The following is a 15,693-nucleotide window of genomic DNA, read 5'->3' as shown; positions in this document are numbered from 1 at the left end:
TCCTATCTAACAATTTGAATCCAACCTTTTTGCACATTGGCACCATCCCCGTTCACATCTAAAATATAGAAATAGGTTCCTTTCGGCAAGTCGCCATTCTTACCTGTCCCATCCCATGAACTATCGTAACCATCCATTTGGAAAACGCTATTCCCATACCTATCGAAAACTTCAAAGGTGTTCTGTGGAAACAAATCGTGCCTCACCAATATCAAACGGTCATTGATTCCATCTCCGTTGGGTGAAAAGATATTGCAAATGGTTCCTGGATATCTACATTGACTTCTTTCCGTTTGGACAGTTACTGTTGCCACATTATTGGTTTCGTCCCTATCCAAAGGAAAACTGGAGTCAAGAGTTGCGATATTCTGCAATTGACCATCCACAAGGGCCGTCACCACAATTTCCAAGGTTGCCGTTTCAACAGTTGCAGCCATTTCATTTATGGCCCACTCCCCAGTAATAGGATCGTACTCTCCCAAAGTGGCCTGGTGGCTTACATATTCAAAAGTGACATCCAATAAATCCGAAACTACAATATCCGTTGCCGACTTTAGATCTACATTCTGTAAAGTGATGATAAAAGTTATTTCCTCCCCAACCAAATAAGGCCTCTCTTGCATCAAGACCTTTGTTAAGGCTAAATCTATAGCTTCATTGGAGACACAATCCTCCACAGTCACCGTTACCTGCGAAGTCGTATTCGTACAAGGTGCCTCGGCTCCGTTGGTCGTATAAGTGAACACATAATCCCCACTTGGCAATCCATTAAAATCCACTACGTTTTCGGCTCCTATGGTCAATGCTCCGTTGGAAGGATCTGTCTGTATTGTCCAATCACCCGGATCTTGTCCAATCAAAGCATCATCCAGATCCAATGTATTGGGCCCTTCGTTGCTCGATACGTTACAAACTATTATCCCATCTATTGGAACCCCTGCTATAGGTGTATTGTTGATTGTAGCTACCACCTCCACTCTTTCAGAAGCACATCCATTTGCGGTGGCCGTTACATAGTAAGAAGTTGTCTCATCCAAATCAGGCGTTTCAAAAGAATCCCCCGTACCCACTTGGTTTCCATCAGTTGCAGCATCAAACCAAGTATATGTAATATTGCTATCATCCTCTACTGAAGCCACTGCAGATAGAGTCAATATTCCCGGCCCACAATTGGAGGCAGGTGCAGTACTATCAATGACAGGAGTAAAATTACGTACAATCGTGATGGGTAAAATTGGACTTGAACATCCATTGACATCATCATAAAAGAAACCATAATATGTTCCTGGTTCAACCACTTGGCTACTGGTCAAATGTGCAGTTGTTTCCAAAGGATCGGCATCCACACTCCACACCAAGGAGGTGCCCGCAGGAGCTACAGTACTGGTTACATAATCATTCAAATCTACATCCACAACATCGCAGAACACCGTTGGTTCCGAACCATCCAGTATCGGTGCCGTATTTCCCGCATTACAAGGTTCATCATCCAAAATGGTCACCGTTGCCGAAGCATTGTTGGTGTCTATCGTATAAGAAGTACCATTGGCCACAATATTAAGGATGACCGTCTCAGTTCCTTCAGAGAATGCGTCATCAATCGGTATAACATCAATCGTTGAAGATCCAATGCCAAAGACACTGAGATTGACATCGACCATATTTGGTATGGATTGAAAATCTGAACCACTTGTAGCAGTACTTAACGGATCAATACTTAAAAAAACCTGAACAGCGGAAAGGGGAACCCCTCCGCTAATCGATATAGTAAACCCCCCGGGGTCCGGGCCAGCCTCACTGGCACTTGCATCACTTGCAGTAATGGCTGCTGTTTGCCCAAAACCGAGTCCAAGCCCAAAAAACGTAAAAAAGAAAAACAGTACTCTACCACGACCAAGTGTGGTCAATGGTACTATTGAGGTTTTTACAAATTTGGATAGCATTGTCTATTCAGTCCGTTTCAGTTGCGTTCGTTTGCCTAGTTGCGGTTGGTTTGTTGGGGACAGTCAATATTACAAAAAAGACTAGGAACAGCCACAACCATCGGTTCAAATCTTTGTTTAATCGGATAAACTGTTTGTCCGTATTTACGAAATTACGGCAGAGCTGGTTTCGGCCTCTGGACTGATCTTTTTTACCAATCCTTGAAGTACTTTACCTGGACCTACCTCAACAAAGGAAGAAGCCCCATCCTTTACCATTTGCTGCACGCTTTGGGTCCATTTTACGGGGGCGGTCAATTGTAGGATCAGGTTCTTTTTGATTTCGTCCGCAGTAGATACGGCCGTAGTGGTCACGTTTTGGTAAATGGGGCAGTTTGGCGTACTGAACTGGGTGGTTTCGATAGCTGCCGCCAACTCTTCCCTTGCGGGTTCCATCAACGGGGAATGAAAGGCACCCCCAACAGGCAATAACAGGGCGCGTTTGGCCCCAGCTTCCTTTAATTTTTCACAGGCAATGTTCACGGCATCCACTTCACCGGAAATCACCAATTGACCTGGACAGTTGTAGTTTGCAGGCACCACAATACCTTCAACTTCAGCACATATTTTCTCCACAATTTCATCATCCAATCCCAAAACGGCCGCCATGGTGCTGGGTTTGATCTCACAGGCCTTTTGCATGGCCAAAGCACGTTGGGAAACCAATTGAAGTCCATCCTCAAAATTAAGGGTACCGTTGGCCACCAAGGCAGAAAATTCACCCAAGGAATGTCCGGCCACCATATCAGGCTTGAACGAGTCGCCAAGTACCTTGCTCATGATCACGGAATGTAAAAAGATGGCAGGTTGGGTAACCTTGGTCTGTTTCAAATCCTCGGCAGTACCTTCGAACATGATATCGGTGATGGAAAAGCCCAAGATTTCATTGGCCTGTTCAAAAAGTTCCTGCGCCACCGAATGGTTCTCGTACAGGTCCAATCCCATACCTACAAATTGTGCTCCTTGCCCTGGAAAAATATATGCATTCATCTTAGTCGAGTTTTTTGAGTGGGACAAAAATAGGGAATATTATCCGATGTGTTTTGGATACTTGGATGGTTAGATTTTTGGACCGTTGGACTATTGGATTATTAGATTTTTGGACAGTTGGAGGTTGGACGATTCATTCTTCTTTGAACCAGCTGGAATATTTTACATAGTTGTTGGCAATCCGGTCTATTTCCCCGGCACTAAGCTCGGGACTGATATCCTTGATCTTCTTGGCGGGCATTCCAGCATAAATGCTGTTGGCCTCTACATGGGTTCCCTTCGTCACCACGGCCCCCGCGGCGATGATGGAATTGCTCTCCACTACACAATCGTCCATAATGATACTTCCCATGCCCACCAACACATTGTCCTTAATAGTACATCCATGCACAATGGCATTGTGCCCAATGGATACGTTGTTTCCAATCGTGGTCGGTGATTTTAGATAGGTGCAATGGATCACGGCACCATCCTGAACGTTTACCTTATTGCCCATTTTTATAAAATGGACATCGCCACGCACCACGGCATTGAACCACACACTGCATTGGTCGCCCATGGTAACTTCACCCACAATAGTGGCATTCTCGGCTATAAAACAATCTTTTCCCATTACCGGGGATATGTCCCTCACGGATTTAATGATCATATCTTTTTAATTTGAATCAATTCAATTATACTACTTTACGGACATCTAAATTGTTCCTTCGACTCCGCTCAGGGACCTGCTCGATATGGCCGCTAGTGGATTTTGTCTTTTTATATCTCGCTTCTCATGCTAAAGCCGTCAATTCGAGTGAAATTCCGGGGGAATTTTGTATCGAGAATCGGTTTTGGGCTTGAAATGCTGGTTCTCGATACAATTTTTCTCTTGAAAAATTACTCGAACTGACAAATTACGGTCAAAATGCTGAACGGTCATATTCATCTATTGAAAATACGACAATAGTTCGGCTTTTTTGGAGGCGGATACAGAGAGTTCCTTCCCGTTGGACAAGATGACACTGCCTCCTTTGCCCTTTTTGTACTTGACCACTTCGGATACATTGACCAGATACGATTTATGGATCCTGGCAAAGGGATAGGGTTGCAGGGCATCCTCAAAATATTTCAGGGTCTTGCTCACCACAATTTTTTTCTTTTCCAGATAGATTTCCGTGTAGTTATCATCGGCCTTGCAAAAATAGATTTCGCCTACCTCCAACACCTGAAAGCCATCTTGCTGTGGTAAGGTAATCTTTCCTTCGGCCTTAATGGGCCTTGCTTTGAGTACCTGGCCTTCCAAGGCATTTTCCTTTTCTTTAATGGCCCGTACATACTCCACAGCTTTGACCAATTCATCAATATTGATGGGTTTCATCAGATAATAAGCGGCATGATGGTTTAGGGCATCCATGGCATATTGGTTATAGGCCGTGACAAAAATGGTCTCGAACGAACGGTCCGGAATTTTTTCCAATAGGTCAAAAGCATTCCCAAAGGGCATTTCCACATCCAAGAACACCAAATCGGGTTCCTGGTTTTGGATCAATGACAATCCTTGTTCAATATTGGCTGCTTCCCCGAGGAGTATTACGCCTTCGCAATACTTGGCCAAATAGTTCCGAAGGATTTCACGACTATTGGCCTCGTCTTCCACGATGATTGCCTTGAGTTCCATCATTGCTTCTTCAGTTTAAGGGACACTTTGGTCCCGGTATGGTCTTCATTTAGGTCGGAAATGGAAACATCCACCCGGTTTTTGTACATATCGTTCAAAATCTCGATGCGCTTTTTGATATTCCCCATCCCTTTGGACTTTTGTTTCTTTTGATTACTGGTCTTCAGTTCTGCGGACTTTTTTCTGCCGATGCCGTTGTCCTCAATAGTAATTTCTAACATGTCGTTCGTCACCGGAAGCACCTTGATTTTTAAAAATCCTTTTTCTTCCTTGTAGCGCAAGCCGTGCCAGATGGCATTTTCAATATAAGGCTGGAGCAGCATGGGCGGAATCTGAAATGCCTCCACATCCACTGCGGGGTCCACCACCACCTCATAATCGAATTTATCCGCAAAGCGGGAATGTTCCAACTTCACATAAAGCTCTAACAACTCAAGTTCCTTCGACAAGGGAATAAAATCTTCCTCGGAATTTTCGAGTACGCTGCGCATGAGCACCGAAAACTCACTTAAAAAACGGTTGGCACTGCGTTCGTCACTTTTGGCGATATAATTGTTCACGGAGTTGAGCGCATTAAAGATGAAGTGTGGATTCATCTGGGTTCGCAGCGATTTTAATGCCAACAGGTTATTGGCCAATTTTTGCTGCTTATCACTACGGTAGTACAAAAATGCGGTCAGCGACATCATTGCAATCCCAAAGATGAGCGAATAAATGATCCATTTTTGGCGCTTGCTGGTCTCCTCGTACAATTGTTGTTCGGTAACGGCCAGACTGTACTTGCTCTGTGCCAGTTCGCGTTCCTGCTCCAAACTTGAAATTCGGTTTTGGGTATTGGCAATTTCCCTATTGAAACGGGATGCCCTTGAAATTTCCTGCTCCTTTCTTACGTACAAACTATCCACAACGGCTACATAATCCTGATAGGACTCCAAGGCCTTGGTGAAATCACCCTTGTTTCGGTATACTTCGGAAAGTTTACGGGTCGCATCTTTTTGGATGACCAAATCATCATCCTTATCGGCTTCCACAATACTTTTTTCGAGATAGGGAATGGCCTCATCCAACTTGTCTTGGGCAATATATGCACTGGCTATTTTATAGTTGATCCTTTGCGAAGTAATGGTATCCGCTCCAGATACGTCCTTACTTTCCCGAGGTACGCTTGGAGGGGAAAGTTGCTTGAGTTCGCTCAAACTTTTCTTCCGTTGTTGGATCTCGTCATTGTACCGACTCTTCTGATTGTAGAAATCGGCCACGCGTTCACTCTCTTGGATCATACGTTCCGGAGCCACTTTTTTGGACAGATCCAACGAATTTCGATAATACCCTTCTGCCTCTACCTCCCTATCCTCACTGGCAAAGGCATCTGCCATTTTAGAGTTCAGGTCGATGATCTTGGGCGAAATCTGGTTCTTTTCGGCAATCACTAAACCTTGTTTGTAATACCCTTGGGCCTCCTTTATTTTTCCCGATGCTTTGTTGGCATCCCCCAAAGCCTCAAAAAGTTCCACCCGTTGGTAGGGCACCATGCTTTTTTCTTCAATCAAGGGGGTAAGGGTCCTGATGGCCATTTCGTTTTGCCCGTTCAAGGTGTATGCCTGCCCCAACAATAATTTGGTCCGGTTGGATTCCGTGGCCGAAAGAGCATCTTTAAAATTATCGATGGACAGATCGTATTGTTTGTGATAAAGGTAGATTTCTCCCAAAATCCTCAGCGATTGGGCGAGTTCCCTTTTATTGCCCGAAGTACCCAAAGGCTCCATGGACTGGGCCACAAAATCGATGCTCTTTTCCAGACTGGTTTTTTTATAAAAGTTGGCAGAATCCAAAAGTCGTTGGTGGTCCATCGCCACACTCCTTGTTTTGGATGCCGAGCTTTCCCTCTTTTTGGAAATTCCACTCGCATATCCTTCCACCAGAACATCCACATTTTCATTCGAAGTGATCCTATGACGCACGGTTTCGATCTCTGGACTTTCAAAAATGAGCATATCCCCAATGGATGCCTTGATCTTGAACTCCCCCAAACTATTGGTCTTGGTATATTTTCCCCTATCCGTAGACACTTCAACACCAGAAATGGGCACATAGTTCTCCTTGCCCTTTACGGAACCCTTGATTTCAACCTCACCACTGGTTTGCCCTACTTGGGACACGGCGGTCAGGGTGGTCATCAACAAACAGATAAATATGTAAGCCCTTTTCATCATAATTGAAGTAAACTTAGTTCATCCCAAGCGTATTAAAAAATGCATTTTTGGTGAATTTGGGTCAATAACACCTCAATTTTACCACTTTACAAAGTCATCCGGTTCGTTGGCTCATTCCAAATGCCACTTAGCTCATTCTCGGTTTTTATTGCAAAAAGATGCCCATACTTTTAAGCCATCATTTAAAAACATTGCATCATGAAACATTTGAATAAAGTATTGGGAACAGCATTCGCCCTTATGGCCACAGGTGCCAGCTACGGTTGCAACCTCAAAGCACAGGAAAAAGAAAATACGGTATTGGTGACCCAATCCATTGTGGAAAAACCAAGCAAGCATTTTGTAAAAATCGCTTTGTTGCTCGATACCAGTAACAGTATGGATGGACTCATCAACCAAGCAAAAGCGCAATTGTGGGATATTGTGAACGAGTTTACCCACGCCAAATGTGGCAACGATACCCGACCCATGCTTCAAATTGCCCTTTATGAATATGGAAATGATAATCTTTCTTCCCGTGAAGGGTACATTAGACAGGTATTGGGATTTTCGGACGACTTGGATGAAATCTCAGAAAAACTATTCTCCCTGACCACTAATGGCGGAGAGGAATACTGCGGAGAGGTCATCCAAACTTCTCTGAAACAATTGGATTGGGGCAAGAATGCCGATGATCTTAAAATGATCTTTATTGCAGGGAATGAACCCTTCACACAAGGCAAATTGAATTACAGGGATGCTGCGGCCAATGCCAAGGAAAAGGACGTGATCGTAAACACTATTTTCTGTGGCAATTTTCAGCAAGGCATCAGCACCGAATGGAAAAATGGTGCCTCATTGACCGGAGGAGAATATATGGCCATTGACCATAACCAACAGATTGTGCACATCAACACCCCTTATGACGATGTCATCATCAAATTGAATTCCAAATTGAACAACACCTATATCTCCTATGGTGCCATGGGGTATGAAAAGAAAGCACAACAAAGTGCTCAAGACCTCAATGCCGCTGAGTTGGAAGAAGTAGTGGTAGTAAAACGTGCGGTGAGTAAAAGTTCCAGGCTTTACAAAAACTCCCAATGGGATTTAGTGGATGCCGTGGAAGATGACGAAGCCGTACTATCCAAATTGGATGACAAAGACCTACCCAAAGAGTTGCAGGGCAAATCCAAAAGTGAGATCAAAGCCTATGTTGACGATAAAAAAGCGGAGCGTGAAAAAATTCAAAAGGAAATCCAAGAATTGAATGCGAAACGTGAGGCTTATATCGCCCAAAGCCAAAAAGAAGAAAAGGGAGCATTGGAAAATGCCATGTTATCGGCCATCAAGAGCCAAGCATCCAAGAAAAATATGAAGTGGGATTAATGCAGTTTTAGTTGGTTGGTTGGAAATGGCTCATCCTTAGTGGTGGGCCATTTTTAATTGTTGGCGGCAGGACAATAACAATCATATCGTTTGCCATCATCGCTCTGACCAAAATCGTAGCCCAAGGTAATCTGGTGGAACCCGCCATTATCAAAACGGATATCCCCGGATTGGTAGGAATAATTGTAGGAAAACAAGAAACGATTCACATTGACACCGATGATTGGCGTGAACAACTGCAAACGCTGCTCGCCAAAAGTTCCGTTGGATTGGTACTGTGCCCCATCAAAACTTCTTCGGTAGGAAAGTCCGGCCCAAATGGTCCCGAAACTTACATCCTTGTATACCTTGGCGTTCAGGTCAACCGTCTTTTCCTTGGTATAATCAGTCATCTGAAACAAGATGGAAGGCTCCACCCTAGTTTTTTTTCCAAATACATAACCTGCGGAAAGCAAATACCTTCTAATGTTGTCGATTTCAACTGCACTATATAGGTCGCGTCCGCTTCCCAAGACATTGAGGATTGCTGCATGGGCATAAAACTCGAACAGATTGTAGGATGCTCCCAAATCCACATTGAAATAGCTAGCGGTATTTTTTACCCCTGTCACTACGGGATCAGGAATCACAGACCTGAATTCCGTTTCGTCCAAACTGCTCAAAATCACTCCGGCACTAAGTCCGAACGAGAGTTGGTTCAACGTCCTGAAATCGCCCCCTAATTGCAAATGATGCGCATAGGTTCCTTTAAACCCGGTTTGGGAATGGTACCCATTGGAATCATTGAAAAGAATGGCGCCAATACCGCTGCGCTCCCCTACCCTTGAGTTGATGTTGAACGTTTGGAGACTGGGAGCCTCGTCCACATTGAACCATTGCTTTCTGGCCGTAAGACGAATCTTGGTCCCCTCAGCAATACCCGCCATGGATGGATAGACCAAATAATAGTTATCCGCCAGGTAGTCAAAATATACGGGGATTCCCTCCTGCGCCTTGGCCATAAAACCAAAGAACAGGGCAATAATGATTGAGGTTGTACTGCGTCTCATGTGACGATCTGGGCTAATGGTTGTGATTTAAAAATAATCAAACATTTAGATAACGGTTTGCAAAGGACATTATTATAATATTTTGCTGCACATCTCAACTATTGGTATTTTTGTATCAAATTAGACCGATGAAAGAATATAATATCACCGTAATAGCCACCAATAATCCTAAGATCATCAAATTGGAGGCCAACCATTTTTTGGTGAAGGGCAATTACGAATACAAGAATATAGACGAGGCCAAAAATTCTCCCTTGGCACAGCAACTTTTTTACCTTCCGTTCATTAAAACAGTGTACATCGCCAGCAATTTTGTGGCTTTGGAAAGGTACGATATCGTGACCTGGGAAGATGTAAAGGCCGATGTGGCCCAACAATTGGTAGAATACCTGAATGCCGGGGAACCAGTGGTGAACGAAGAGGATGTGCAAAAAAAGCAACCCGTTACCGTTTATGCCGAAGTTACCCCTAACCCTTCGGTGATGAAGTTCGTCTGCAACAAGCGCATTGTGCCTTCCACTTACGAGTTCAAGAACATCGATGAGGCCAAGGATGCTCCATTGGCCAAGGAACTTTTCCATCTTCCTTTTGTGAAAGAGGTGTTCATGGATGAAAACTATGTTTCGGTAACCAAGTACGATGTGGCCGATTGGGATGAAATCAATATGCAACTGCGCGAATTTATTCGCGACTTTTTAGCCGATGGAAAGGATGTGGTCACTGCCGAGGCCCTTCAAAAAAAGGAGGAAACCAAACAACAGGAAAAAGCCAACCTCAGCTATGATGACATCTCCCAACAAATCATCGATATTTTGGAGGAATATGTGAAACCCGCCGTTGCCAGTGATGGTGGAAATATTCAGTTTCAATCCTATGAAGAGGAAAGCGGAACGGTTAGTGTGATCCTACAGGGAGCCTGTAGCGGTTGTCCTTCCTCCACCTTTACCCTTAAAAACGGAATCGAGACGATGCTGAAGAACATGATGGGCGATAAAATCCGTGAAGTAGTGGCCCTGAACGGCTAATTTTAAGATGTTCCGTTGCCATTTTCCGGTCAAATTTTGTTAAATTGAAGAAATTTAAAAATCATTGACCATGGCAGTTTTAAAAGTAATCGAAGTATTGGCTAATTCCGATAAAAGCTGGGAAGACGCAGCAAAAAATGCATTGGAACAAGCCACAAAATCAGTAAAGAACATTCGTTCCATCTATATCAACGAGCAGAGTGCTACCGTCAAGGATGGGAAGATCGACGACTACAGGGTGAACGTTAAGATCACCTTTGAAGTGCAGTAACATCGCAATACAAAAAGTGCGTCCCTCGGGACGCTTTTTTTATACCCAAAAGTGAAGAAATGTCCCTTAAATTTCCATTCTTCCTCCTAATTTTGATGGTCGCCCTAGGCTGTAACCCAAAATCCAACAAAGTGACCCACGAATACACCAACTCCCTAATCCACGAAACCAGTCCTTATTTATTGCAACATGCCCATAATCCAGTGGATTGGGAAGCATGGCACCCTGAGGTTCTGGAACGGGCCAAGAAGCAGGACAAACTGCTGCTCATCAGTATAGGATATGCCGCCTGCCATTGGTGCCACGTGATGGAAAAAGAATGTTTTGAAAATCCCGAAGTGGCCAAAGTGATGAACGAACATTTCATCAATATCAAAATCGATCGTGAGGAAAGGCCAGATGTGGACCAAATCTATATGGATGCCATCCAGATGATCTCCGGCAATGGCGGTTGGCCCTTGAATATTGTGGCCCTGCCCGATGGCCGTCCGTTTTGGGGCGCCACCTACGTACCCAAAGAAAATTGGATGAGATCGCTTGAACAGTTGGCACAACTTTACAAGAAGGACAAACCTCGTATCACCCAATATGCCACAGACCTTGGTAATGGGTTACACGCCATCAATTTGGTGGAGCATAATAAAGAAAGTGACCTTTTCAACTTGGAACAATTGGATGCATCTGTCCACAACTGGTCCCTATATTTTGATACCTTTTTGGGCGGACATAAACGGGCACCTAAGTTCATGATGCCCAACAATTGGGAGTTTCTGTTGCACTATGCCACGACCAGAAATCGCAAGGACATTATGGAATTTGTGGACACTACCCTCACCCGAATGGCCTATGGAGGCATTTTTGACCACGTGGGCGGAGGATTCTCGCGTTATGCGGTGGATACCAAATGGCACGTTCCCCATTTTGAAAAAATGCTCTACGACAACGGGCAATTGATCAGTCTGTATGCCAAGGCCTACGCCGTCACCAAAAATGAACTGTACAAAAAGGTAGTGGAGCAGACCATAGCTTTTACACAGGAGGAACTGTTGGATGAAAACGGAGGGTTTTATTCCTCTTTGGACGCCGATAGTCTTGATAAAACCGGAGAACTCAAGGAAGGCGCCTATTACGTATGGACGAAGGAAGAATTGGAACGATTACTGGGTGACGATCTTGATATTTTTCAGGATTATTTCAATATCAATTCCTATGGGCTTTGGGAAGATGGAAATTATGTACTCATCCGGGATAAAACCGATGGAGAATTAGCCCAAAAACATGGCATTTCCATTTCGGAATTACAGAAAAAAATGAAGGCTGACTTGGCCATCTTAAAAAAGGAAAGAAGCAAACGTCCCAAACCTAGATTGGACGATAAAATCCTTACTTCTTGGAATGCCTTGATGCTGAAAGGACTTGTAGATGCCTATCGCTATTTGGGAAACGATGAATATTTAAGCTTGGCTTTGAAAAATGCCAGCTTTATTCAAAGGGAAATGGTAAAAAAAGATCATTCGCTCTATCGAAACCATAAAGAGGGAAAAAGTACCATCAATGCCTTTTTGGAAGATTATGCCACCTTGATTGACGCATATATTTCCCTTTACGAGGTCACTTTTGATGAGCAATGGCTCTCAAATGCCAAAAGGTTGACCAATTATGCCCATCAACATTTTTTTGACGCAGATTCGGGCATGTATTTCTTTACTTCGGATGAGGACCACTCTTTAATCCGAAGAAGCATTGAGACCAACGACAATGTCATCTCTTCTTCCAATTCCATCATGGCCAACAATCTTTTTAAGATGGACAAACTTTATCATGGGGGGGGCTATGGTGCTATTGCCACTCAAATGCTTAAAAACGTGCAGCAGGATTTTGACAAAAGGGCACAAGGCTTTGCCAATTGGTTGAACCTAGTGTTGTACCTCAACCAAGATTTTTATGAGATAGCCCTAGTGGGACCAGATTTTAAAACTATGGGACAAACAATAGGAGCCATCTATATCCCCAACAGTATTTTGGCCGGCTCTGTAAGCGAAAGCAGCCTCGAACTGCTTCAAAATCGGGAGGTTCCAGGTAAAACGTTAGCCTATGTTTGTATTGAAGGAGCCTGCAAGCTTCCCGTTTCAACCACAAAAGACGTATTGGAACGGATCAAGCTTCCCTGACAACATTAACATTTGTTTGCGTTCCAAATTTTTTATTTAAAAGATTATTGACTAGGTTGTCCACAAAACAGAAATCCTTATGAAACAACTGGAAAACTACCAAGAATATATTGACAAAGCGGTGATGTGGGGAATTGGTGTATTGCCAAACCTTGTCATGGCCATTATCATCTTTTTTGTTGGGTTTTGGGTCATCAAATTTATCAATAAGATGGTGAGGCGCTTTTTTGCAAAGAAGGACTACGACGAAACCTTGGAATCCTTTCTGCAGAGCTTTATCAGTATTACACTTAAGGCTTTGCTGTTTGTATTGGTAGTCACCCAATTGGGCGTAAAGACCTCTTCCCTAGTTGCCATTATAGGTGCCGCCGGTCTGGCCATTGGCCTGGCCCTTCAAGGCTCATTGGCCAACTTTGCGGGTGGTGTCCTCATCCTGATTTTTAAGCCCTTTAAGGTAGGAGATTTTATTTCGGCCCAAGGTATTGATGGTACCGTAAAGGAGATTTCCATTTTCAATACCAAGTTGAGCACTTTTGGTAATCAGATAGCCATTCTTCCCAATGGGCAATTGTCCAACGGGAACATCATTAATTATAATATGGAAAGTACCCGTCGTGATAAAATTGATGTCGGGATCGGGTATGGCTCCAATATTAAGCAAGCCAAAGAAATCCTTTTGGAAATCTGTGCGGAAAATCCAAATATCAACACCGAACCGGCTCCCGAAGTTTACGTAGGGGCACTGGGGGATAGTTCCGTGGATCTAACCTTGCGTTTTTGGGCGAACAATGATGTATTCTGGCCTGCACATTTTTATGTGATCGAACAAACCAAGCTGCGCTTTGATGCAGCTGGAATCGAAATCCCATTTCCACAGAGGGTCATGCACCAAGCGGCAAAGGGCTAGGATTTCTTTTTGGTCTGAAGGACAAAATCCTTTAAGTAATAGGGTTCAAAATAGGCTACGTCCTCAAAATCCTTATGCAGGAATTTATGGTAGGCCAGGGATGCCATTTCCTTTGCTGAAGGGACCACAGAGGTGTCAAAATTAAAGTTCGGGGCATGCAGGACCTGTTGGCACTTTTCCGCTCCGCTGCCCACAACATGCACTTTGGAAAACGAGGAATAATCCTCAAAGGAATTCTCATCAATGATTTCGGCACGGGTTTCCCTAATTTCTTGGTATCGATGATCAAACACACAGGAATACACCTCCATTCTTCTGGCATCCAAAACAGGAATGACAACCTCTCCTTCCTTCAAACTGGTCTGATGGGCCATACTTTCCAGGGTGGGAATGGAAATCAAAGGTAGATCCAAGGAAAAACAAAGTCCTTTTGCGGAGGAAACCCCAATACGCAGCCCGGTGTAGGAACCGGGACCCTTGCTTATAGCAATGGCATCGAGGTCCGAAAATGACAAAGAAGCCTCTTGCAAGGCTTCTTTGATAAATAGGTGCAATTGTTCCGAATGCGAATAATCTGCTGCATTGTTCTCCTTAAGACAGAGAATCTCGTTGTTCTTTGAGACACTTACGGAGCAATTGGTCGTTGCTGTTTCTAAGTTTAGTATAATGGCCATAGCGGCCACAAAGATACTAGTTTAATGAAATGGGCAAACCAAAGTAGAACTCCAATATTTTGAGTCGGAAAATATAATCGTACTTGGTACGGATCACATCTGCCTTGGCATTGTCTACCCTAGCCTGTGCTTGACTAAAGTCGAAAGCGTTCATCAAACCATTGTCGTAACGTTCCTTGGCATAATCATAAGCCAGTGTGCGAGCTTCCAAAGATTTCAAAGCGGCCTCATAGGCTTTTTCAAAAGTACTTACATCTACATAGGCCTGTTGAATGGTATTTTCCAAAGCCAGCTTATCCTGTTCAAACTGTACTTTTGCTTTTTCCAAGCTAATCTGGGAACGTTTCACATTGTTGCGTGTGCTCCATCCGTTAAATATGGGAACATTCAACTGTGCCCCGTAGCTGATACCATCAAAAATCCATAACTGATCCGTAAAGTTTGGTGTATACACGCCACCGTTTCCATCAGGAATTTGAGTGACATCCGAGTATCTACTTCCGTATTGGAAGAAGGCTCCCAATGTAGGCAAATATGCTCCCTTGGCAATTTTTAAGTCTTGTTCGGCTAGGTCCACGTTGGATTCAGAAAGCTTGATATCGTTCCTGAAGGTCAAGGCCTTGTCAAAAATCACTTTTGCGGAATTTTTCAAGATATCCGATGGTGGAATGGCAAACTCTTCCTCGGCAATATCAAAGTTTTCATAATCCGTGATTTGCAGCAATTGGGCCAGATTCACACGTGCGATCAACACATTGCCCTCACCATTCACAATTTGCTGTTGTTGGTTGGCGGCAGTGGCCTCAATCTCCAACAAATCCCCTTGAGGCAGCACTCCTGATGCCACCAGTTCCCTGGTCTTTTTCAAATCTTGTTCGGTAACGGCATACTGTGCCTTAAAGGTCTTGAGCTGTTCCTTTCCAGAAAGGACCAGTAAATAGGCATTGGCCACATTCAACCGAATATCGTCCTTGAGATTGTCCAAACGATATTGGTTGGAGATAGCGTTCATTTTCGCCCGATTCAACTGGTGAATATTCCTTAAACCATTGAACAAGGTTACGTTGGAACTTATGCTTGCATTCACGTTGAAAGCCGTACTGTTCGTGGGCAAGTTGTTCGTTGGGTTAATGGAGAAACCGGTATTACTTGATACCGAAGTAGAACCATTTAAATTGGGAAGCAGATCCCCGATTGCATCGGATTTATCGATTTTGGCATTCTCCAGATCCAGTTCAAACTGCTCTATGGTCAAATTGTGTTCCACTGCATATTCCACGCATTCCTGAAGCGTCCATTTGCGCATTTGCGCCGTGGACACGCAGACCGTGAACAACAGTAGGAGTATCGTTATGCTATTTTTCATTCGTTTTTTGATTTTGG

Annotated in this window: 13 protein-coding genes; 5 read left to right on the top strand and 8 right to left on the bottom strand. The window is 43.9% G+C overall.

The window, feature by feature from the left end:
• Positions 1–2: 2 nt before the first annotated feature.
• The 5 genes from D2U88_RS02030 to D2U88_RS02010 all read right to left on the bottom strand — a co-directional run bounded on the left by D2U88_RS02030 (position 3) and on the right by D2U88_RS02010 (position 6,809).
• Complete coding sequence (locus D2U88_RS02030; protein WP_119638629.1) at positions 3–1,943, bottom strand: T9SS type B sorting domain-containing protein; 1,941 nt, start codon at positions 1,941–1,943, stop codon at positions 3–5.
• Positions 1,944–2,087: 144 nt separating this feature from the next.
• The gene (gene fabD, locus D2U88_RS02025; RefSeq protein WP_119638628.1) at positions 2,088–2,972 is read right to left on the bottom strand and encodes an ACP S-malonyltransferase; all 885 of its coding nucleotides are present in this window, start codon (positions 2,970–2,972) and stop codon (positions 2,088–2,090) included.
• Positions 2,973–3,105: 133 nt separating this feature from the next.
• Positions 3,106–3,621: a gamma carbonic anhydrase family protein gene (locus tag D2U88_RS02020; protein WP_119638627.1), complete on the bottom strand. Its 516-nt coding sequence runs from the start codon at positions 3,619–3,621 to the stop codon at positions 3,106–3,108.
• Positions 3,622–3,900: 279 nt separating this feature from the next.
• Positions 3,901–4,632, bottom strand: a complete 732-nt coding sequence (locus D2U88_RS02015; protein WP_119638774.1) for a LytR/AlgR family response regulator transcription factor — start codon at positions 4,630–4,632, stop codon at positions 3,901–3,903.
• On the bottom strand, positions 4,632–6,809 hold the full coding sequence (locus D2U88_RS02010) for a tetratricopeptide repeat-containing sensor histidine kinase (RefSeq protein ID WP_235855698.1): 2,178 nt from the start codon (positions 6,807–6,809) through the stop codon (positions 4,632–4,634). The genes D2U88_RS02015 and D2U88_RS02010 overlap by 1 nt, the downstream gene beginning before the upstream one ends.
• Before the next feature lie 234 nt (positions 6,810–7,043).
• On the opposite strand from D2U88_RS02010, the gene D2U88_RS02005 reads away from it, so the two are divergent.
• On the top strand, positions 7,044–8,213 hold the full coding sequence (locus D2U88_RS02005) for a vWA domain-containing protein (protein WP_119638625.1): 1,170 nt from the start codon (positions 7,044–7,046) through the stop codon (positions 8,211–8,213).
• A 53-nt stretch (positions 8,214–8,266) separates the two neighbouring features.
• Here D2U88_RS02005 and D2U88_RS02000 read toward each other — a convergent pair whose 3' ends face one another.
• Positions 8,267–9,262 (bottom strand): PorP/SprF family type IX secretion system membrane protein, encoded by a 996-nt coding sequence (locus D2U88_RS02000; protein ID WP_119638624.1) that lies wholly within the window; start codon positions 9,260–9,262, stop codon positions 8,267–8,269.
• A 128-nt stretch (positions 9,263–9,390) separates the two neighbouring features.
• On the opposite strand from D2U88_RS02000, the gene D2U88_RS01995 reads away from it, so the two are divergent.
• The 4 genes from D2U88_RS01995 (at position 9,391) to D2U88_RS01980 (ending at position 13,636) form a co-directional block, all read left to right on the top strand.
• Positions 9,391–10,287 (top strand): NifU family protein, encoded by an 897-nt coding sequence (locus D2U88_RS01995; RefSeq protein ID WP_119638623.1) that lies wholly within the window; start codon positions 9,391–9,393, stop codon positions 10,285–10,287.
• A gap of 70 nt (positions 10,288–10,357) precedes the next feature.
• Positions 10,358–10,558, top strand: a complete 201-nt coding sequence (locus D2U88_RS01990; RefSeq protein ID WP_119638622.1) for a dodecin family protein — start codon at positions 10,358–10,360, stop codon at positions 10,556–10,558.
• Positions 10,559–10,617: 59 nt separating this feature from the next.
• The gene (locus D2U88_RS01985; RefSeq protein ID WP_119638621.1) at positions 10,618–12,729 is read left to right on the top strand and encodes a thioredoxin domain-containing protein; all 2,112 of its coding nucleotides are present in this window, start codon (positions 10,618–10,620) and stop codon (positions 12,727–12,729) included.
• Between the two features lie 79 nt (positions 12,730–12,808).
• Positions 12,809–13,636, top strand: a complete 828-nt coding sequence (locus D2U88_RS01980) for a mechanosensitive ion channel family protein (protein WP_119638620.1) — start codon at positions 12,809–12,811, stop codon at positions 13,634–13,636.
• Here the strand turns inward: D2U88_RS01980 and tsaB are convergent.
• Together tsaB and D2U88_RS01970 are read right to left on the bottom strand one after the other, a co-directional pair.
• Complete coding sequence (tsaB, locus tag D2U88_RS01975) at positions 13,633–14,310, bottom strand: tRNA (adenosine(37)-N6)-threonylcarbamoyltransferase complex dimerization subunit type 1 TsaB (protein ID WP_119638619.1); 678 nt, start codon at positions 14,308–14,310, stop codon at positions 13,633–13,635. The genes D2U88_RS01980 and tsaB overlap by 4 nt on opposite strands.
• 16 nt (positions 14,311–14,326) lie before the next feature.
• Positions 14,327–15,676, bottom strand: coding sequence for a TolC family protein (locus tag D2U88_RS01970; RefSeq protein WP_119638773.1), 1,350 nt, complete (start codon positions 15,674–15,676; stop codon positions 14,327–14,329).
• Between the last annotated feature and the right edge of the window lie 17 nt (positions 15,677–15,693).

Origin of the sequence: Flagellimonas aequoris (assembly GCF_003584165.1) — a bacterium.
Classification (GTDB): Bacteria; Bacteroidota; Bacteroidia; order Flavobacteriales; family Flavobacteriaceae; genus Flagellimonas; species Flagellimonas aequoris.
Note: the sequence above shows the minus strand (reverse complement) of the source record. Positions and strands in the feature narration are given on the sequence as shown.